This window comes from Streptomyces gilvosporeus (genome assembly GCF_002082195.1).
Lineage (GTDB): Bacteria > Actinomycetota > Actinomycetes > Streptomycetales > Streptomycetaceae > Streptomyces > Streptomyces gilvosporeus.
Genome location: NZ_CP020569.1, coordinates 8311301 through 8330471 on the forward strand (window position 1 = coordinate 8311301; position 19171 = coordinate 8330471).

A 19171-nucleotide genomic window follows, 5' to 3' on the forward strand; every position below is an offset into this window, starting at 1 on the left:
TCCATGAACACCCCGGAACACCATCGATGAGCCGCGCCGCGCTGCTCGTCCTCGCCGACGGCCGGTTCCCCGCCGGAGGGCACGCCCACTCCGGCGGCGCCGAACCGGCCGTCACCGCGGGACGCATCAAGGACGCCGCCACCCTGGAACGCTTCTGCCGGGGCCGGCTGCACACCGCCGGCCTGGTAGCCGCGGGGCTCGCCGCCGCGGCCGCGGCCGGCTGCGACCCGCTCCTGGTGGACGACGCGGCCGACGCCCGTACGCCCGTACCCGCCCTGCGGCAGGTCGCCCGGCGGCTCGGCCGGCAGATGATGCGGGCCGCCCGCGCCACCTGGCCGTCGGCCGAACTGGACGCGCTCGCCGCGGCCCGGCCGCGGGGCGCGCATCAGCCGGTGGTGCTGGGCCTGGCCGCACGGTCGGCCGGGCTGGCGCCGCTGGATGCCGCCTACGCGGTGGCCTACGAGAACATCAGCGGCCCGGCCACCGCCGCCGTCCGCCTGCTGAGCCTGGACCCCTTCGACGCCACCGCCGTCCTCGCCCGGCTCGCCGCCGACCTCGACCAGGTCGCGCAGCGGGGCGCCGAGGCCGCGGCCCGCGCCGTCACCGACGGCGTCGACGCCCTGCCCGCCGCCTCCGCGCCGCTGCTCGACATCGCCGCCGAGGCGCACGCCGCCTGGCCGGTACGGCTCTTCGCGTCCTGACCCGCACCCACCCCCCCCAACCCGCACGGAGTCCGTATGCACCTCGACCACCAGGACACCTTCCCCCAGCGCCACACCTACAGCGCCGCCGACCCCGTACGGCCTGATGGGCGGCGCCGAGCCCTGCGCATCGGCCTCGGGGGACCGGTCGGCACCGGCAAGACCGCCACCGTCGCCGCCCTGTGCCGCACGCTGCGCGACGAGCTGTCCATCGCCGTCGTCACCAACGACATCTACACCCGCGAGGACGCCGAATTCCTGCTCCGCGAGGCCGTACTGCCCGCCGAGCGGATCGCCGCCGTCGAGACCGGCGCCTGCCCGCACACCGCCATCCGCGACGACATCTCCGCCAACCTGGAGGCCGTGGAGGACCTGGAGGACGCCGTCGGCCCGCTCGACCTCGTCCTGGTGGAGTCCGGCGGCGACAACCTGACCGCCACCTTCTCCAAGGGCCTGGTCGACGCCCAGATCTTCGTCATCGACGTCGCGGGCGGCGACGACATCCCGCGCAAGGGCGGCCCCGGCGTCACCGCCTCCGACCTGCTCGTCATCAACAAGACGGACCTGGCGCCGCACGTCGGCGTCGACCTGGAGGGCATGGCCCGCGACGCGAAGGCCCAGCGCGGTGAACTCCCCGTCGCCTTCACCGCCCTGAAGGCGGAGAACGGTGTGCAGCCGGTCGCCGACTGGGTCCGCCACCAGCTGGCGCACTGGACCGCGGGCGCCGCATGACGCTCGCCGTCCCCGCCCCCGTACCGTCCCGGACCGCCGTCCCCCGGGCGGCCGGTCTGCGGGCCACCGCCCGGATCACCGCCCGCGCCGACGGTGGGGGGACCACCCGCCTCCCGGTCCTCGACGGCGACGGGCCGATCGCGCTGCGCCGCCTGCGCGCACCCGGCCACCAGGCCCGGGTCTGCGTCGTCGGCGCGATGAGCGCCCCGCTCGGCGGCGACCGGCTGGCCATCGAGGCGGTCGCCGAACAGGGCGCGTCCTTGCGGATCACGGCCGCCGCGGCCACCGTCGCGCTGCCCGGCCGCGGCGCCGACCACGCGGTCTACGACGTACGCCTGACCGTGGCCGACGGCGCATGCCTGGAGTGGCTGCCCGAGCCGCTGATCTCCGCCGCGGGCAGCGATCTGCGGATGACCACCACCGTCGACCTGGCCCCCACCGCCCGCCTCGTCCTGCGCGAGGAACAGGTCCTGGGCCGCAGCGACGAGCCGACCGGCGCGCTGCGCAGCCGGCTGAGGGTCCGGCGCGCGGGCCGCACCCTCCTGGACCAGGAGATGGCCTACGGGCCCGGCGTCCCCGGCTGGGACACCGCGGCCGTTCTGGACGGCCACCGTGCCACGGGTCAACTGCTGCTCGTGGACCCCCAGTTGGCGGACGACCCGGTCACCGTACAGCTGCTCGGGGACGCCACCGGCGGCGCCGGAGCGGGCGTTTTCGCCCCGCTCGCCGGCCCCGCGGCCCTGGTGACGGCCGTCGCCCCGGACGCCCTGCGCGTACGCCGCCTGCTGGACGAGGCCGCCCGGTCACACCTCCAGTTCGCTCTCTAGACGGGCCAGCCGGTGACGCGCCAGGGCGAGGTTGGCGCGTTTGCGGTCCAGCACCAGGTAGAGGAACAGCCCGGCGCCGTTCTTTCCCGTCACCGGGCGGATCAGGTGGTACTGCGCGGTCAGGGTGATGAGCATGTCCTCGATGGACCCCTGGAGTTCGAGCATTTCCATGGTGCGCAGTTTTGCCCGTACCACGTCGGTGTTGCCGGCCGCGGCGACATTGAGGTCCAGCGCGTTGTTGTCGCCGAGCGTGGCGAGCGCCATTCCGCTGGTGTAGTCGACCAGGGCGACGCCGATGGCGCCTTCGATGGTGGACATCGCATCGGAGAGGGCGGATTCCATTTGTGCCATGGGTGGGACGGACCTTTCGGTGTGGTCGGACTTCGTGTCAGTGGTGTTGTCGGAAAGAGGGAGGGGTCAGGACCGGCTGTCCATCAGGGCGCCTATCCGTGCCGCCGTCTGCCGGGCCTGCCAGTGCAGTCGGCCCACATTGGTCTTCGGACCGGCCACGGCCGTCAGCACCGCGCGGCTGCCGGCCGAATAGGCCGCGATATATCCGTCGGTGCCGCGGGTGAGGGATTCCTCGAAACCGCCCTGGCCGGTGGCCTCGGTGAGCCGTTTGGCGACCCCGATGGCCGCGGCGGTCAGCGCGGCGAGACCGTCCGGTTCGATGTCCCGGAGATCGTGGGCGATCACCATCCCGTCCGCACTGGCCACCATTCCGCCGTGCAGATGCCGTACTTGATCGCGCAGTGCGAGCAGTTCCTCGCGCACATCGGGTTCGATCGTCATGGGTCTCCTGTCTCTTCGGGGAATGCCGGCTTTCTGTCTGAGGACGCGCATTCCGAATACGTGCCTCATGGCCGGGTGGTGTGCGGGAAAGGGGGCACGGCCGTCATAGGTTCTCCTCCAGCGCCGTACGCAGTCGGACAAGGAGGGCAACATCCGGATCGGAGGTCTCGAGCAGATCCGGCACCGGGAGTTGCCAGTTCGGCGGGGGGCCTTGGGGGGTGGGCGGTACGGGGTGACAGGCACCGGGGCGCCGCCTGGGCAGCGCGGCGGGCATCCGGACGAGTCCGGCCGCGGCGAGACGGCGGGTGTCCAGCAGCGTCAGGAACGCGGACTGGCCCAGTGCGCGGGCGAGTTCGTACGGGGTGTGCCGGCCGTCGGCGCTTTCGAGCAGCCGGCGCTGCCGCACGGTGGCGGGGGAGGGGACCCCGTCCTCGGGGGCCACGGGGACCACGGGGGCGGCATCGACCGCCGCCCAGGGCCGTAACCGGTCCAGCAGCGCCCGGCGGTGGGCCGTCGCCCGCTGGAGGGCGGCGGCGCTGACGGCGCGGACGACGCCCAGCCAGTGCGCGGTGCCCGGGGTGAACGAGGTGGCCTCGGGTGGCAGCGGCAGCGCGAAGAACGCGGCGTCGAGGAGCGCGCCCAGATGGCAGATCTCCAGCTCGCCCTGGGTCAGCCAGCCCTCGCCGACCAGGAACTGTCCGCCCCGGTGCGCCGGCCCGGCGGTGTCCCGGGCCCGCTGCCAGCGCTCCGCGGGCAGCCGCCCGGCCGCCCCGAGCAGGGCGCCGGTCCCGGGCGCGGCGGTGCCCTCGACGCAGTAGACGGCGCCGTCGCGCAGATAGAAGCAGGCGTTGGGGGCGTACAGCGCGCCGGTGACGCGTTGTGCGGCTAAGTGGTCGAGCGGTCCGGAAGGGGTGGCCCCCGGAGGGGGCGCTATGGAACGGGTCATGACGGGGCGTCAGGCCGCGACCAGCTCCGCCGCCAGCTCGCGCAGCCGTAGCCGGGCGAGGGCCAGATTGGCCTGCGCGCGATCCAGCCACAGATGCAGACAGGTCTGGCTGTCGAAGGCCGTCCGGACGAACCGGATGAGGTGGTAGCCGCCCGCGGAGGTGATGATGACGTCCTCCAGGCCGGGACCGTCGGCGTCGGCGCTCTCGAAGGTGGCATTGCGCACCACGGCCTGGACCACCTCGGCCGTGTCCGCGGCGGCCGCTTCGGGGTCGTCGTGCGGGGCGCGTCCGGCCGTACCGAGTGCCAGTCCGCTGGTCCAGTCGGTCAGCCCGGCGCCCAGCACGCCGGGGATCCCCATCGCTTGGGCCAACACCTGGTCGATACCGGACACTTCTGATCTCCTTGTGGCAGCCTGTGGAGGAACCTGCACGGAAGGTTACTGAAGCGGAGGGCTCCGGCACATGCCGAATGGATATGTTGCTGGCAATTGACGTGTTATCGCCCCTCCGTGGCCGTCGCCTGGTACGGCTGTGGGGCGCGGGGGAGAGAAGGGCGGGAGCGTCGCGCCAACCCTACGGATTGGTAAAGAAATCGCGGTCAAACCTGTTCAGGAGGGGACAACAGACGACAGGATCCCCCTGTAGCAGCTCTGTGATCACCGTCGCCACAAGCGACGCACCAAGCAGGGGGATCCACCACGTGAGACGAACAGCAGCACTCGGCGCCGCCGGCACCCTGGTGACCGGCACGCTCCTTGCAGGCGCGATAGCCGCCACGCCCGCCAGCGCGGGCGAACACCACCAGCCCGGATCGGCCGAAGCGCGTGGCGTCAAGACCGCCGCCGCGCGCGCGGCCAAGAAGGGCATCGACTGGCAGAACTGCCCGGCGGACTGGGGTCTCAAGGCCCCCGTCCAGTGCGGCTATGTCACCGTCCCGGTCGACTACGCCAAGCCCAACGGCCGCACCATCAAACTGGCCGTCGACCGGGCCACCAGCACCGGCAGCAAGCAGGAACGGCAGGGCTCCCTGGTCTACAACCCGGGCGGGCCCGGCGGTTCGGGGATGAAGTTCCCGAACCGGATCACCACCAAGAACCCGCTCTGGGCCAAGACCGCCAAGGCCTACGACTTCGTGGGCTTCGACCCCCGCGGCGTGGGCCACTCGGCGGCGATCTCCTGCGTGGACCCGCAGGAGTTCGTCAAGGCCCCCAAGGCCGACCCGGTGCCCGACAGCGAGGCCGACAAGCGCGCCCAGCGCAAGCTCGCCAAGGAGTACGCCGACGGCTGCGCCGAGCGCAGCGGCGCCCTCCTGCCGTATATGACCACGCCCAACACCGCCCGCGACCTGGACGTGATCCGCGCCGCGCTCGGCGACAAGAAGCTCAACTACCTGGGCGTCTCCTACGGCACCTACCTCGGTGCCGTCTACGGGACCCTCTTCCCGGACCACGTCCGCCGGATGCTCGTCGACAGCGTCGTGAACCCGTCGCGCCAGAACATCTGGTACCAGGCCAACCTCGACCAGGACCTGGCCTTCGAGACCCGCTGGGGCGACTGGGAGAAGTGGGTCGCCAAGAACGACGCCGCCTACCACCTCGGCAACACCCCCGAGAAGGTCCAGGCGGCCTGGGCGAAGCTGCGGGCGACCGCCAAGAAGCAGCCGATCGGCGGCGTCGTCGGCCCCGCCGAGCTCACCGCCTTCTTCCAGAACGCGCCGTACTACGACTCCATGTGGGCCACCGTCGCCCAGGTGTGGAGCGCCTACGCCGCCGGTGACGACAAGCCGCTCATCGAGAACGCCGGCCCGCACCTCAAGGACACCGCCGGCAATATCGCGGCCGAGAACGGCAATGCCGTCTACACGGCCGTCGAGTGCAACGACGCCAAGTGGCCCACCAGCTGGCAGACCTGGGACCGCGACAACACCCGCGTCAACCGGCGGGCACCGTTCATGACCTGGTCCAACGCCTGGATGAACCTGCCCTGCGCGACCTGGCCCGCCAAGCAGCACACCCCGGTCAACGTCACCACCGGCAAGGGCCTGCCCAGCGTGCTGATCGTGCAGAGCACCCGGGACGCGGCGACCCCGTACCCCGGCGCCGTCGAGCTGCACAAGCGGTTCGCGGGCTCGCGTCTGATCACCGAACGGGGCGCCGGCTCGCACGGCGTCACCGGCCTGGTCAACCCCTGCATCAACGACCGGGTCGACGCGTACTTCGTCGACGGCAAGATCGACTCCGCGGATGTGACCTGCGCCCCGCACGCCACACCGACGCCGGGCAAGCAGACGGCCACGGCCGCCGCCAAGGGTGCCTCCGACCTTCCGGTCGCGCCCTGATCACGGCAGGAACGCCCTGACAACGGCATGAAGGGGCGGCCGGGATCCGATCCCGGCCGCCCCTTCTCCGTTCCGGCCGCCGCCCTGCCGCGGGCCGTTGCCCGGTCGCCGTCCTACCGCGGGCCGCTTCCGCCCCGCCGCCGCTTCAGCCCGCGATCGGCTCCACCCGCGGCTCCGCGATCGCGACGTAATCCGACGTCGCCAGCGCCAGCGAACGGTCCAGCCGCGCCGCGTTGAAGAAGATCTCCGGCTGCTCCAGCAGCACCGGATCGACGATCAGCTCCAGCTCCTCGTCGAACGAGAACGGCAGGATCGTCCCGCTGACACTCCGCGCCAGCCGCTCCGCCACTTCCGGCGTCGCAAAGCCCGCATACGACCCGCCCAGCAGCGCCTTCACCGCCCCCAGATCCACCCGCCGGTCCCCGGGCACCACCGCCAGCACATGGCGCTTGGTCTTCTTGCCCAGCTTGACCATCACCACGATGCACTTGGCGGCCTGCTCGATGGCGTTCCCGCGCAGCGCGCTGACCGCCTCGGTGGCCCCCTCCTCGGCATGCTCGTAGATCCGGTACCGGGCCCCGCGCTCGTCCAGCAGCCCGATCAGCTTGCTGTACGTCTCGTGCTCACTCACCGTCGTCCGCGCCCTTCCTCGGTTCCTCACGTCCCGCGCCGAACACCTCATGGAAGGCGGCCCTGGTGGGCGAGTCGTCCCGGCGGTCCAGCACGGCGAACACAATACGGTCGAACCGGCCGGCAAACTGCCCGGCCCCCAGCAGATGCGCCGCGAACGCCCCTGCCACATCGTCCGGTTCGTTACGGAACACCCCGCAACCCCAGGCGCCGAGCACCAGTTGGCGATACCCCCCGGCCGCCGCGACCTCCAGCACCCGCTCCGCACGGGCCGTCAGCGCCCCCGCCACCAGGCCCGTCTCCGCCGGCCGCTGCCGCGCAACGACCCCGGCGTTCGGCGCCGCGGCCGTCAAGAAGCCCGCTTCGTACGGCACTTCGAGCAGCGCACCCCGGTCGTCACGGAACACCGGCACACCGGGGGAGAGGATCACCCGGTCGCTGTAGAACGGGCTCGGCGCGGCCCGGTGCGCGGCGTAGAAGTCCGGCGCCTCGCGCACACAGGTGTACAGCGCCGACCCCCGGCACAGCGCTTCCTCCTGCGCCTGGGCACCGTTGAGGTAGCCGCCGCCCGGATTACGGGCCGAGGCGAAGTTCAGCACCGCGAGCGGCCCACCGCCCGCCCCGGCCAGCCGCCGACCCGCCGCGAGGCTGCCTTCCGCCGTCACCTCGAAAACCGTCCGCACGCCCGGCGCCGCACCCGTCCGCACCCCCGGCGCCGCGCCCTCGAAGTCCACCGGCTCCGGCCCGTACAACCGCGTCCCCGCCCGCGCCCGCCGCACCGCCGCCGCGATCTCCACCAGCCGCCCGCTCGGCGCGCGATACACACCCGCCGCAACGATCCGCTCCGTCTCCTGCGCCATCCCGCGCAACCGGGCGCTCATCGTCGGCACCCCCGTATCCGGTTCCTCATGACGATCAAGGTACGGGAGGCCACCTCACGTCGCGACGCAATATCCCGCATCCCCCGCCCGGTGCGCGGTTCGGCCCCGGCCCCGCGCCTCCCGACCGGCCCGGCCTGACGCCCGCTCAGTTCCCGCCCCGGCGCCCCGTGCGGCCGTGCGGCGCCCGGGGCACCGCCTTCGCCTCCGCCTGCGCGGCCGCTTTGGCCTCGCCGGCGTACAGGTCCACGTACTCCTGCCCGGAGAGTCGCATGATCGCGTACATGATCTCGTCGGTGATGGCGCGCAGTACGGCGCGTTCGTCGGACAGCCCGGCGTACCGTGAGAACTCCAGTGGGGCCCCGAAGCGGATGGTGATCCGCATCGCCCGCGGCAGTCGTCGCCCCGTCGGCTGCGCCTCGAATGTGCCGATCATCGCGCAGGGCACCACCGGCACTCCCGCCTTGAGCGCCATCGCCGCCACCCCGGTACGCCCCTTGTAGAGCCGGCCGTCGTGCGACCGGGTGCCCTCCGGGTAGATCCCCAGCAGCCGGCCCTTGCGCAGCACCGCGAGCCCCGAGGCGAGCGCCGCCTGTGAGGCCCGGCCCCCCGACCGGTCGATCGGAATCTGCCCCACGCCCCGGAAGAACGCCGCGGTCAGCCGGCCCTTCAGCCCCGGCCCCGTGAAGTACTCGGCCTTGGCCAGAAACGTCACCCGTCGCGGGACGATCGCCGGCATCACGAAGTGGTCGGCGAACGAAAGGTGATTGCCCGCGATGATCGCGGCACCCTCCTCCGGTACATGCTCAAGTCCCTCGATCCGCGGCCGGAACACCAGCCGCAGCAACGGACCGAGAACGATGTACTTCAGCAGCTGGTAGAACACGCGCTGGCCTCCCCGTAGTCACCGGTGCCGACGCAGGGTAGCCGCCACCCGCACGGGGCGCGAGATCGCACCGCCGTGCTCGGCTGCCGGGACCGGCCCTTCCCATCCGCCCCGGTGCGCGGCTCCGTTCGCCCCGCCGCACCCGTACAGGCGACCTCACGGCGTGGCCGCTTGTCCGGCGGCGTGGGGCGGGGTGCGCTGGCACGCGTCCGTCCGTGCTCGCTCCCACCGAGCCGCCCACAGGAGACCCGCATGCCTCAGGCCCGCCGCGTGTCCCGTCTCGCCGCGCTCACCGCCGCCGTGCTCGCCGCGCTGGCCGCCATCGGCAGCCCCGCAGCCGCCGACCGGCCGCCGCGTGAACGTGGCCTGTTTCTGACGGTATCCGGCGCAAGCGACACCTGGATCCGCGGCGTACGGCTCACCTGCCCCGACACCCGCGGCACCCATCCGCACGGCGCGGCCGCCTGCGCGGCGTTGACCGAGGTGGACGGCAATCTGGAGGCGTTGCCCGGGGAGCCGCGCCCGTGCACCAAGCAGTACAACCCGGTGACCGTCGAGGCGAAGGGCGACTGGAACGGCCGTCCGGTGGACTGGCACAAGGCGTTCCCGAACGCCTGCGTCCTGGACTCCGAGACCGGGCCGGTCTTCCGCTTCTGAGACCGGCCGCGCGGCTTACGGGAGCGGCACGACGTCTGGGACCCTCCGGGACGGCCCGGTTGCCGAGGGCCGGGCCGCCCGCGTCACCGGCTCACACCCGCCGCGCCGCCACCACCCCGGCCGTCACCAGCGCCAGTACGATCCACAGGAACCACAGCCAGCCATCGGCGCCCAGGGCCACGGTGTAGGCCGTCGCGATCACCAGCCCGCTCACCGTGCACACGGCCATCGTCTTGGCAGATCCGGGCATACCCGCCTCCTCACGGCGGCCCGCCTGCTCGTGCCACGGGCCGCGGCCATGGGACCATCGTCCCCGGCCGCGGCCCGTGCCGCCAGACGTCCGCGTGCGGTCTCACTGCCCCCGCGCGTTGAGCGAGGCGAGATACGCGTTGTACTCCGCCAGGTCCTTGTCACCGTCGCGGTCCGCGGCCCGGTCCGAGCGCTGCGACTGGCGCTTCTCGGACTTGTACCACTGGAAGACCAGGGCGATCAGCACCACGACGGACGGGATCTCGCTGAACGCCCAGGCGATACCGCCCGCGGCCGTCTGGTCCGAGAGCGCCTCGATGCCCAGCGAGGCGGGCGGGTGGAGGAACGTGTCGACCATCGGCTCGCTGGCCATCATCAGCGCGATGCCGAAGAAGGCGTGAAACGGCATACCGGCGAACAGCTCCAGCATCCGCATCACATAGCCGGGGCGGTGCGGGCCCGGGTCGACGCCCATGATCGGCCAGAAGAAGACCAGGCCGACGGCGAGGAAGTGCACCATCATCGCGATGTGCCCGGCCCGCGACTCCATCAGGAAGTCGAAGAGCGGGGAGAAGTAGAGGGCGTAGAGGCTCGCGATGAACAGCGGGATGGTGAAGGCGGGGTGGGTGATGATCCGCATGTACCGGCTGTGCAGCAGCGCCACCAGCAGTTCGCGCGGGCCCTTGCGGCCGCGGCCCGCGGCGGGCAGCGCGCGCAGCGCGAGGGTGACCGGCGCCCCGAGCAGCAGCAGGATCGGCGAGAGCATGCTGATGATCATGTGCTGCACCATGTGCACGCTGAACATCGCCATGCCGTAGTCGTTCAGCCGGGTGCACATCACCAGAGCCACCGTCAGCACGCCCAGCACCCAGGCGACCACCCGGCCCGCCGGCCAGGCATCGCCCCGCCGCCGCAGCCGGATCACCGCCCAGCCGTACAGCAGCAGTCCCAGCAGGCAGCCGACCAGAAAGAACGGATCACCACCGAACTCCAGCCCCCGCGCCAGCGTGAACGGCGGCAGATCCATGTTCATGCCGTCCATGCCGTGCCCGCCGTCATGCATCCGCTCGCTCCTGATTCGTACCAATGCTCCGGCGACAAGACTAGAGCCGCCCCCGGCCGTCACAGCGGCCGGGGGCGGGTCGTACGACACGGACTATCGCGCCGCGGAGGCGACGGTCACAGCACGCACTCGGCCTCGTCGTACCGCTCGGCGGGCACCGTCTTCAGGCTTTCGACGGCCTCGGCCAGCGGTACGAGCGTGATGTCGGTGCCGCGCAGCGCGGTCATCATCCCGAAGTCGCCGCGGTGCGCGGCCTCGACGGCGTGCCAGCCGAAGCGGGTGGCCAGGACCCGGTCGTACGCGGTCGGCGTACCGCCGCGCTGGACATGGCCGAGGATGACCGGGCGGGCCTCCTTGCCCAGGCGGTTCTCCAGCTCGACGGACAGCTGCCGGGCGACCCCGGCGAACCGCTCGTGGCCGTAGATGTCCTTGCCGCCGATGTCGAAGGACATGGTGCCCTCGCGCGGCTTGGCGCCCTCGGCGACGACCACGATCGCGAACTTCTTGCCGGCCTCGAACCGCTCGGCGACCCGCGCGGTCAGCTCCTCGATGTCGAAGGGCCGCTCGGGTACGACGATCGCGTGCGCACCGGCCGCCATGCCCGAGTGCAGCGCGATCCAGCCGGTGTGCCGGCCCATCACCTCGACGATCATCACCCGCTGATGCGATTCCGCGGTGGTCTTCAGGCGGTCCAGCGCCTCGGTGGCCACACCCACCGCCGTATCGAAGCCGAAGGTCACGTCCGTGACGGCGATGTCGTTGTCGATGGTCTTGGGGACGCCGACGATCGGCAGCCCGGCGTCCGACAGCAGCCGCGCCGCCTTGAGCGTGCCCTCGCCGCCGATCGGGATGATCGCGTCCAGGCCCAGCTCGGCGACATGGCCGCGGGCCCGCTCGACACCGTCGCGCAGATGGGCGGGCTGCACCCGCGACGACCCGAGGATCGTGCCGCCGCGCGCCAGGATGCCGCCGACGGCGTCCAGGTCGAGCTTGCGGTAATCGCATTCCAGCAGGCCCTTCCAGCCGTCGCGGAAACCGATCACCTCATCGCCGTGATCGGCGGTGGCGCGGTGGACGACGGACCGGATGACGGCGTTCAGACCGGGGCAGTCGCCGCCGGAGGTGAGGACACCAATACGCATTGCTCGAAAACCCTCTGCAACTCAACCGGAGACCCGGACCCCGTCGTCCGGTTGGATCCCGCTCACCCTACAAGCGCGGGGCCTTTCGGCACACGTACGCCCGCAGTGCGGGACTGCGGGCGTACGAAAAAGCCGCGGAACGGGGTGTTTCGGGATCAGGCGGGCTGCGTCGCGGCGGCGATCCGCTCCTGGCGCAGCGCCTCGTACCAGCGGTCCTCCACACCGGGCAGCGCATTGACGTCCAGCGCCAGCTTGATCAGCAGATCGGCGATATGCGGATTGCGGGCCATGACGGGACCGTGCATGTAGGTGCCGAAGACGGTGTCGTTGTACGCGCCCTCGTAGCCGTCGCCCACGCCGTTGCCGTTGCCGAAGCGCACCTTGGCGAACGGCTTGGCGGTCGCGCCCAGATGCGTCACGCCCTGGTGGTTCTCGAAGCCGGTCAGCGGGGGCAGGCCCAGCTTCGGGTCGATATCGGCCAGGACGTCGCCGACGCAGCGGGCGCCCTCGCCGCGGGTGCTCACCACGTCCAGCAGCCCCAGGCCCTGCTGCTGTTCGCCGAGGTCGTTGACGAACTCATGGCCCAGGATCTGATACCCGGCGCACACCGAGAAGACGATCGCGCCGTTGGAGACCGCGCGGTCCAGACCGCCGTCGCGGATCAGCCGCTCGGCGGCCAGCCGCTGCGGGCGGTCCTCGCCGCCGCCGATCAGATAGATGTCGCCGGAGGTGGGAATGGCCTGGTCGGAACGGACGTCCAGGCGCTGTACGTCCAGACCGCGCTGGCGCGCCCGCCGCTCCACCACCAGCACATTGCCCTGGTCGCCGTAGGTGCTCAGCAGGTCGGGGTAGACCCACACCAGGCGCAGGCTGTTGTCACTCATGCTCGCTCGTCCTTGTCCGTGTGGTCGGTGGGCCGTGGTCAGTTGCCCACGCGGCGGCGCAGGTCCTGGAAGGCGGTGTAGTTGGCGATGACCTCGATCCGGCCGGGCGGGGCCATCTGCACCGCCTCGTCGAGGTTGTCGCACACATGGAAGTCGAGTCCGGCGACCTCCAGGCGCACGGCCAGGTCCAGCTTGCGGTCCCCGAGCACGAACAGCGGGTGCCCGGCCAGCCGGGTGTAGTCGACGTCCCACAGCCAGGAGGTGTCGGTGCCGTCCGCGCCGCGGGCGTTGACCGACATGATCACCGGGGTCGGCGGCGGGTCGATCAGCGAGAACGTCTCCAGCCAGCCGGCCGGGTTCTTCGCCAGCAGCAGCCGCAGCTCCCGCTCCAGGAAGGAGACCACGTCATAGCGGCCGGCCACCGCCTGCACCCCGTACATCCGCTCCAGGGCGACCTGCGGCGGCACCCCGAACGCGGCCGCGACCGCCGCCGAGGTCGTGGCGTTGGCCTTGTTGGCGCGGCCCGGCAGCTGGAGCTTGATCGGCCAGGCGCTGCCGTGCGGGTCCAGTACGTGGTCGCCGGACAGCGCCCAGCTCGGCGTCGGACGGCGGAAACCGCATTCGCCGCAGAACCAGTCCTCGCCCGGGCGCTGCATCACGCCGCCGCACGAGGGGCAGGACCAGGCGTCGTCCTTCCACTCCTGCCCGGCCGCGACCCACACCACATTCGCCGACGACGAGGCCGCCCAGACGATCAGCGGGTCGTCGGCGTTGGCGACGATCAGCGCCTTGGAGCCGGCCAGGCCCTCGCGCCACTTCTCCGCCAGCATCCGGGTCTCCGCGGCGCGGTCGAGCTGGTCGCGCGAGAGGTTGAGCAGCGCTATGGCCTTGGGCGTGACATCCCGGGCCACCCCCGCCAGGTACTTCTCGTCGACCTCGATGACGCCGAACTTGGCGTCCGAGCCGCCGGCCAGCGCGGAGGTGATACCCGCCGGCATGTTGGCGCCGAGCGCGTTGGAGACCACCGGGCCGCTGGCCCGCAGCGCCTCGGCGATCAGCCGGGTGGTGGTCGTCTTGCCGTTGGTGGCGGACACCAGCACCACATCCAGGTGCCGGGCCAGCCGGGCCAGCAGGTCGGGGTCGAGCTTGAGCGCCACCCGGCCACCGATCACCGATCCGCTGCCGCGGCCCGCCGCACGCGATACCGCCGCCGCGGCCTTGCCTGCCGTCACGGCCAGCTTGGCCCGCGGCGACAGCGGCTCCGTGTTGCCTGCCATCGTCCTAGATCCTCCTTGCATCCGGCGCCCGCCCGCCACGTGGCTGCCGGTGGAACGCCTCCTCCGCAGCCGACGACCGGCCGGAGGCTTCGGTCGGGGATCAGCCTATCGAGATCCGGCCGCGGGCCCGAACCCCGCCACCCGTGCCGCGGCATCCGGTATGACCGGCGGGCCGTCCTGTGGACCGTACGCTGGGCGCCATGCGCTCCCGTACGATCCCCGGCAGCACCGGCCGCCCGCGCCCGATGCGCCTCCTCGGCGACCCGGCCCTGCACGCACCCTGCCGGGAGGTCACCGCCTTCGACGCGGAGCTCGCCCGGCTCGTCGAGGACATGTACGCGACCATGTACGCGGCCCGTGGCGTCGGCCTCGCCGCCAACCAAATCGGCGTCCCGCTACGGGTGTTCGTCTACGACTGCCCCGACGACGAGGACCGCCGTCATCTGGGGCATCTGATCAATCCCCGGTTGGTCTCCGTCGACGGCCCGGTGATCCGCGGGCCCGAAGGATGCCTGTCACTGCCCGGTATCGAGGCCGGCACGCCGCGCCACGACCACGCCGTTGTGGAAGGGCTCAGCGTCACCGGCGAGCCGCGGACCGTGACCGGCACCGGCTTCTTCGCCCGCTGTCTCCAGCATGAGTGCGATCACATCGACGGCGGTCTCTATGTCGACCGCCTCACCGGGCTGCGGCGGCGACGGGCGCTGCGCGCGGCCGCCCGTGCCCCCTGGGCGGGGCGGACCGAGCTGGGCGGCTGACCTGCGGCTGCCGGGGTCCGGCCGGTGATGCCGGGTGGCGTCAGAAGCCGGAGCCGCCGGCCACATCCTTGACGGTGGCCAGCTGGCCCCACAGCAGATCCGTCAGATGCTCCACCAGCTTCTCGCGGGAGCACGGCCGCTCCCGCAGCCACCAGTCGCCGGCCGCATGCATCATGCCGACGATGCCGTGCCCCCACACCCGCGCCCGTTCCTCGCCCTCGGGCCCCAGGTCCAGGCGGTCGGAGATCACCTTCGCCAGCTCCTCGCCGAGCCTGCGCAGCAGCGGCGCCGAGTGGCGTCCCACGTCGAACCCCGATTCGGCCTGGCCCTGCTGCTCGGCCGGGTGCATCAGGAAGCGGTAGACCTGCGGCCTGGTCTCGATCGCGACCAGATAGGCGTCGAGGGTGGCCTCGACCCGGTCGCGGCGCAGCACCGGGGCGTCCAGCGCGGTGCGCAGATTGTCCAGCAGGGCGTCGGTGTGGCGTACGGCCAGGGCGCGGTAGAGGCCGCCCTTGTCACCGAAGTGCCGGTAGAGGATCGGTTTGGTGATGCCGGCCTCGGCGGCGATGGCGTTCATCGACGCGTCCGGGCCGTCGCGCAGCACGATCCGCTCCGCGGCCTCCAGCAGCTCCCGCCGTCTGCGCTCGGTCGCCGTCTGCCGTCGGCCGCTGTGCTGTGTCTTGTCCATGGTCGTGCTCCCACCCTCGTGACTCGTGGCGCTCGCGCAACGTAACACCCGAACTCCACGGTGAATTCGTTCCCCGGAGAGTTGACATCCCTTACCGGCGAGTAACAGACTCGGGTTACCGCAAGTAACAATGGACGACCGCGGCACGAAGTGCAGCGCAGGAGGGGTCATGGCCGAGTTCACCATGGAGCTCAACGACGAGCAGCGGGAAGTCCGCGACTGGATTCACGGATTCGCCGCGGACGTCATGCGCCCCGCCGCGGCCGAGTGGGACGAGCGCGAGGAGACACCCTGGCCGGTCATCCAGGAGGCCGCCAAGATCGGCCTGTACTCGCTGGACTTCTACGCCCAGCAGTTCTTCGACCCCACGGGCCTGGGCATCCCGATGGCCATGGAGGAGCTCTTCTGGGGCGACGCCGGGATCGCCCTGTCGATCGTCGGCACCGGCCTGGCCGCCGTCGGCGTCCTGGCCAACGGCACCGAGGAGCAGATCGGCACCTGGGTCCCGCAGATGTACGGCGACGCCGATGACGTCAAGGTCGCCGCCTTCTGCTCCTCCGAGCCGGACGCCGGCTCGGACGTCGGCTCGATGCGCACCCGCGCGGTCTACGACGAGGCCAAGGACGAGTGGGTGCTCAACGGCACCAAGACCTGGGCCACCAACGGCGGTATCGCCAACGTCCACGTCGTCGTCGCGGTCGTCGACCCCGAGCTGGGCTCCAAGGGCCACGCCTCCTTCATCGTCCCGCCAAACACCCCCGGCCTCTCCCAGGGCCAGAAGTTCCAGAAGCACGGCATCCGCGCCTCGCACACCGCCGAGGTCGTCCTGGAGGACGTACGGGTCCCCGGCAGCTGCCTGCTCGGCGGCAAGGAGAAGCTCGACGAGCGGCTCGCCCGCGCCCGCGAGAAGGCCAAGGAGGGCGGCGAGAGGGTGAAGAACGCCGCGATGGCCACCTTCGAGGCGTCCCGCCCGGCGGTCGGCGCGATGGCCGTGGGCACCGCGCGCGCCGCGTACGAGGAGGCCCTGGAGTACGCCAAGACCCGCGAGCAGTTCGGCCGCCCGATCATCGACAACCAGGGCGTCGCCTTCCAGCTGGCCGATATGCGCACCCAGATCGACGCCGCCCGCCTCCTGGTGTGGCGCGCCTCCTGGATGGCGGTGACCGGCAAGCCCTTCACCTCGGCCGAGGGCTCCATGTCCAAGCTCTTCGCCAGCGAGGTCGCCAAGAAGGTCACCGCCCAGGCCGTACAGATCCTCGGCGGCAACGGCTTCACCCGCGAATACCCGGTCGAGCGGATGCACCGCGATGCCGCGATCTACACCATTTTCGAGGGCACCAGCGAGATCCAGCGGCTGGTGATCGCCCGGACGCTTTCGGGGATGCCGATTCGCTGACGAGGAATTCCCCGCACGGCGCGCGCAGTTCGTGCCGCGTGAAGAAGGGCCCCATACCCCTCGGGGGTGGGGCCCTTCGTGCCGGGGGCAGAGGCGCGGGGCCGCGATGTCAGTGGGCCGTGAGAGCTTGGGTGACATGGTGATCGAGCGGGCCTATGTGGATCTTCCGGAGGGGATGGGGGCGGCCGGGGAGGGCTGGCCTTGGAGCGTGCCGTGTGTGCGCCAACTGGTCGAGGAGGGGCTGGCGTTCCGGGCACCGGTGACGTTTCTGGTGGGCGAGAACGGTTCGGGGAAGTCGACGCTGGCCGAGGCGCTGGCGGAGGGGTTCGGGCTGGACTCGTACGGCGGGTCGGCGGGCTACAAGTACGCCAGCTCGCGGGAGGTGTCGCCGCTGGGCCGTCGGATGAGGTTCGATCCCACGCGGGAGGGGCGGGTGATGGTGCGCGCGCCGCGGGTCCGCCGGCGGGGCTTCTTTCTGCGGGCCGAGACGGCGCTGGAGGCGTTGAGCGGCGAGCGGGCGTCGCAGCGGATCTCGCGGCATCCGGGCGAGATGAGTCACGGGGAGGGGTTTTTGCTGACCTTCCGCGAGCGGTTCCTGCAGCGGGGCCTGTATGTGCTGGACGAGCCGGAGGCGGCGCTGTCGTTCTCCTCCTGCCTTCAACTGGTGGCGTTGATGGACGAGTTGGGAAGGTCCGGCGCGCAGGTCATCTGTGCTACGCACTCCCCGTTGCTGACTGCGCTGCCCGGTGCGGAGATCGTCGAGGTCGGTGGGCACGGGATGCGGTCGGTGGAGTGGGCCGAGCTGGGGCTGGTGGACCAGTGGCGGCGGTATCTCGGCGAACCGCGGGCGTATCTGCGGCATGTGCTGGACCAGTGAGTGCCGCGGCAGATCGTTTAGTGATCATTTATGAAGTCGCGACAGGATGCGGGGCGTCGAAAAGGGTTGTTGACGGGGGAAGGTATGGCCAAGCTTTTTGTGGAGACGCTGACGTGCGTGACCACTTCGGACGGGGTCGACGCCGACGAGCCCGAGATTGTTCTCGAGGGCAAAGGGGCTGTCTGGCGCGGGAAGGTGCTGAAGGGCCAGACATGCCACGTCGACTACATATGCGGGTTCACGGGATGGATCGGTGTCCTCCTCGCAGAGGCGGACGACCCGGGCAGGGATGACTCGCCGGGCAACAAGTGGATCACCGAAGAGCCTGGCATATACACCCTGCATTTCCAGGGCGATGGCGCCGCGTACACGCTGGAGTATTCGGTCGCGTAGGCAGCGCGAACGCAGCACTCCGCCCCACTGGTTCGGATCCGGCGGGGCGGATGTGCCCACAGCACCCGTGCCCGGGTGGCACCTTCCGCCGGGTCGGCGGCTTGTGCGGGACGGTGTCCCGCGACGGCGTCAGCCCAGTTCGAGGCTCGTCACGGCGAAGGTGCGGTGGTGATCCGCCGGTGGCACCTGCCCGGTGTACATCCGGACGGTGTGCGAGCGCGGCGTCAGGTCGTGGGCGGTGGCCAGGGCGTGTGCGGCGTGCCGGGGGCCGGGGACGTCGAGGAAGACCTCGGCGGCCGGGTCGACGGCGGCGGTGAGGGCGTCGAAGAGCGCCTCGGCGGCCTGCGGGGTGTCGGCGAAGAGCGGGCCGATGCGGTGTCCGGTGCGGGCCGGTCGGATCACCCCGTAGCCGGCGATCGCGCCGTCGTGGACATAGGCGCGGGCGGTGTGGCCGGGGGCGGTCAGCCAGCGGTGGACGAAGGCGCTCCGGTCCGCGGGGAAGCAGCGCCGGTCATAGCCGGTCAGGGCGCCCAGGTGCGCATCGGTGACGGCGACGATCTCCGGCGGGGCCGGTGTGCCGGTGCGGGTGGGACGGCCTCTGTAACGCAGGGTGTCGTAGACGGGGGTGAACCCGGCGCGCCGGTAGGTGGCTTGCTGTGCGGGGACCGCGTCCAGGCCGACGGTCCGGGCACCGGCGTGCGGGAAGGCGGCGCGCCAGGTGGCGAGGCCCAGGCCCCGACCGCGGTGGTCGGGGTGGACGAGGTAGTAGCCGAGGAAGGCGTACTGGGCCGAGTAGTTGACGATCGACAGCGACGAGAGCGTGGTGTCGCCGCGGCGTCCCACGAAGAAGCCCGCCGGGTCGGTGGGGTGGAAGCGGGCGGCGTCGTCGAGGCCCGGGTTCCACTCTTCGTCGGCGGCCCACTGCACGACGTGCTGCCAGTCGTCCAACGTGGCCGCGGTGACGGTGAGTTCGCCTGTCGTGACGGGTATGTGGTGCGCTGCGGGGTTCTGGGGCATGCCGGTGGTCGTCCCTTCTGTGGGGTCGGGGTTCGGGGC

General features: G+C 71.7%; 23 protein-coding genes. 9 read left to right on the forward strand and 14 right to left on the reverse strand.

The window, feature by feature from the left end; genetic code table 11:
- Window positions 1-26 precede the first annotated feature (26 nt).
- The 3 genes from B1H19_RS36795 to B1H19_RS36805 are packed head-to-tail and all read left to right on the forward strand — an operon-like array spanning window position 27 to window position 2260.
- Window positions 27-701: an urease accessory protein UreF gene (locus B1H19_RS36795; RefSeq protein ID WP_083109187.1), complete on the forward strand. Its 675-nt coding sequence runs from the start codon at window positions 27-29 to the stop codon at window positions 699-701.
- Between the two features lie 36 nt (window positions 702-737).
- Window positions 738-1433 (forward strand): urease accessory protein UreG, encoded by a 696-nt coding sequence (gene ureG / locus B1H19_RS36800; protein ID WP_083109188.1) that lies wholly within the window; start codon window positions 738-740, stop codon window positions 1431-1433.
- Window positions 1430-2260: an urease accessory protein UreD gene (locus B1H19_RS36805; protein ID WP_083109189.1), complete on the forward strand. Its 831-nt coding sequence runs from the start codon at window positions 1430-1432 to the stop codon at window positions 2258-2260. The genes ureG and B1H19_RS36805 overlap by 4 nt, the downstream gene beginning before the upstream one ends.
- Here B1H19_RS36805 and B1H19_RS36810 read toward each other — a convergent pair.
- The 4 genes from B1H19_RS36810 to B1H19_RS36825 form a co-directional block, all read right to left on the reverse strand.
- Entirely contained in the window at window positions 2237-2611 is a 375-nt protein-coding gene (locus B1H19_RS36810; protein ID WP_083109190.1) for a roadblock/LC7 domain-containing protein, read from the reverse strand. The two genes, B1H19_RS36805 and B1H19_RS36810, sit on opposite strands and share 24 nt — an antisense overlap.
- Before the next feature lie 66 nt (window positions 2612-2677).
- Complete coding sequence (locus tag B1H19_RS36815; protein WP_083109191.1) at window positions 2678-3052, reverse strand: roadblock/LC7 domain-containing protein; 375 nt, start codon at window positions 3050-3052, stop codon at window positions 2678-2680.
- A 103-nt stretch (window positions 3053-3155) separates the two neighbouring features.
- Window positions 3156-3998 carry a hypothetical protein gene (locus B1H19_RS36820; RefSeq protein ID WP_083109192.1) on the reverse strand — a complete coding sequence of 281 codons (843 nt, stop codon included), beginning with the start codon at window positions 3996-3998 and terminating at the stop codon, window positions 3156-3158.
- 9 nt (window positions 3999-4007) lie between these two features.
- Window positions 4008-4391: a roadblock/LC7 domain-containing protein gene (locus B1H19_RS36825; protein WP_083109193.1), complete on the reverse strand. Its 384-nt coding sequence runs from the start codon at window positions 4389-4391 to the stop codon at window positions 4008-4010.
- Window positions 4392-4699: 308 nt separating this feature from the next.
- Here B1H19_RS36825 and B1H19_RS36830 point away from each other — a divergent pair, with 308 nt between their 5' ends.
- Window positions 4700-6337: an alpha/beta hydrolase gene (locus B1H19_RS36830; protein WP_083109194.1), complete on the forward strand. Its 1638-nt coding sequence runs from the start codon at window positions 4700-4702 to the stop codon at window positions 6335-6337.
- 145 nt (window positions 6338-6482) lie between these two features.
- Here B1H19_RS36830 and B1H19_RS36835 read toward each other — a convergent pair whose 3' ends face one another.
- The 3 genes from B1H19_RS36835 to B1H19_RS36845 form a co-directional block, all read right to left on the reverse strand.
- On the reverse strand, window positions 6483-6968 hold the full coding sequence (locus B1H19_RS36835) for a YbaK/EbsC family protein (RefSeq protein WP_083109195.1): 486 nt from the start codon (window positions 6966-6968) through the stop codon (window positions 6483-6485).
- Window positions 6961-7848, reverse strand: a complete 888-nt coding sequence (locus B1H19_RS36840; protein ID WP_083110112.1) for a TIGR02452 family protein — start codon at window positions 7846-7848, stop codon at window positions 6961-6963. Before B1H19_RS36840 ends, B1H19_RS36835 begins: the two co-directional genes overlap by 8 nt.
- Window positions 7849-7993: 145 nt before the next feature.
- Entirely contained in the window at window positions 7994-8731 is a 738-nt protein-coding gene (locus B1H19_RS36845; RefSeq protein WP_083109196.1) for a lysophospholipid acyltransferase family protein, read from the reverse strand.
- Window positions 8732-8983: 252 nt separating this feature from the next.
- On the opposite strand from B1H19_RS36845, the gene B1H19_RS36850 reads away from it, so the two are divergent.
- Window positions 8984-9388 (forward strand): SSI family serine proteinase inhibitor, encoded by a 405-nt coding sequence (locus tag B1H19_RS36850; RefSeq protein WP_083109197.1) that lies wholly within the window; start codon window positions 8984-8986, stop codon window positions 9386-9388.
- Window positions 9389-9479: 91 nt separating this feature from the next.
- On the opposite strand, the gene B1H19_RS39390 is transcribed toward B1H19_RS36850, so the two are convergent.
- The 5 genes from B1H19_RS39390 to B1H19_RS36870 all read right to left on the reverse strand — a co-directional run bounded on the left by B1H19_RS39390 (window position 9480) and on the right by B1H19_RS36870 (window position 14003).
- A complete protein-coding gene (locus B1H19_RS39390) occupies window positions 9480-9638 on the reverse strand; it encodes a hypothetical protein (RefSeq protein ID WP_203237297.1) in 159 nt (52 codons plus the stop codon).
- A gap of 102 nt (window positions 9639-9740) precedes the next feature.
- On the reverse strand, window positions 9741-10700 hold the full coding sequence (locus B1H19_RS36855; protein ID WP_083109198.1) for a cytochrome c oxidase assembly protein: 960 nt from the start codon (window positions 10698-10700) through the stop codon (window positions 9741-9743).
- A 116-nt stretch (window positions 10701-10816) separates the two neighbouring features.
- Complete coding sequence (locus tag B1H19_RS36860; RefSeq protein WP_083109199.1) at window positions 10817-11842, reverse strand: 6-phosphofructokinase; 1026 nt, start codon at window positions 11840-11842, stop codon at window positions 10817-10819.
- A 155-nt stretch (window positions 11843-11997) separates the two neighbouring features.
- The gene (locus B1H19_RS36865) at window positions 11998-12726 is read right to left on the reverse strand and encodes a type 1 glutamine amidotransferase (RefSeq protein WP_083109200.1); all 729 of its coding nucleotides are present in this window, start codon (window positions 12724-12726) and stop codon (window positions 11998-12000) included.
- A gap of 38 nt (window positions 12727-12764) precedes the next feature.
- Window positions 12765-14003 carry a Mur ligase family protein gene (locus B1H19_RS36870; RefSeq protein WP_083109201.1) on the reverse strand — a complete coding sequence of 413 codons (1239 nt, stop codon included), beginning with the start codon at window positions 14001-14003 and terminating at the stop codon, window positions 12765-12767.
- Window positions 14004-14203: 200 nt separating this feature from the next.
- Here B1H19_RS36870 and def point away from each other — a divergent pair, with 200 nt between their 5' ends.
- Entirely contained in the window at window positions 14204-14761 is a 558-nt protein-coding gene (def, locus tag B1H19_RS36875) for a peptide deformylase (protein WP_083110114.1), read from the forward strand.
- Between the two features lie 40 nt (window positions 14762-14801).
- On the opposite strand, the gene B1H19_RS36880 is transcribed toward def, so the two are convergent.
- Complete coding sequence (locus tag B1H19_RS36880; RefSeq protein WP_083109202.1) at window positions 14802-15449, reverse strand: TetR/AcrR family transcriptional regulator; 648 nt, start codon at window positions 15447-15449, stop codon at window positions 14802-14804.
- 169 nt (window positions 15450-15618) lie between these two features.
- Here B1H19_RS36880 and B1H19_RS36885 point away from each other — a divergent pair, with 169 nt between their 5' ends.
- From B1H19_RS36885 to B1H19_RS36895, 3 genes are all read left to right on the forward strand, one after another.
- A complete protein-coding gene (locus B1H19_RS36885; protein ID WP_083109203.1) occupies window positions 15619-16845 on the forward strand; it encodes an acyl-CoA dehydrogenase family protein in 1227 nt (408 codons plus the stop codon).
- Between the two features lie 136 nt (window positions 16846-16981).
- Window positions 16982-17722: an AAA family ATPase gene (locus tag B1H19_RS36890; protein WP_083109204.1), complete on the forward strand. Its 741-nt coding sequence runs from the start codon at window positions 16982-16984 to the stop codon at window positions 17720-17722.
- A gap of 84 nt (window positions 17723-17806) precedes the next feature.
- Window positions 17807-18115, forward strand: a complete 309-nt coding sequence (locus tag B1H19_RS36895; RefSeq protein ID WP_083109205.1) for a hypothetical protein — start codon at window positions 17807-17809, stop codon at window positions 18113-18115.
- A gap of 129 nt (window positions 18116-18244) precedes the next feature.
- On the opposite strand, the gene B1H19_RS36900 is transcribed toward B1H19_RS36895, so the two are convergent.
- Window positions 18245-19132, reverse strand: coding sequence for a GNAT family N-acetyltransferase (locus tag B1H19_RS36900; RefSeq protein ID WP_083110116.1), 888 nt, complete (start codon window positions 19130-19132; stop codon window positions 18245-18247).
- Between the last annotated feature and the right edge of the window lie 39 nt (window positions 19133-19171).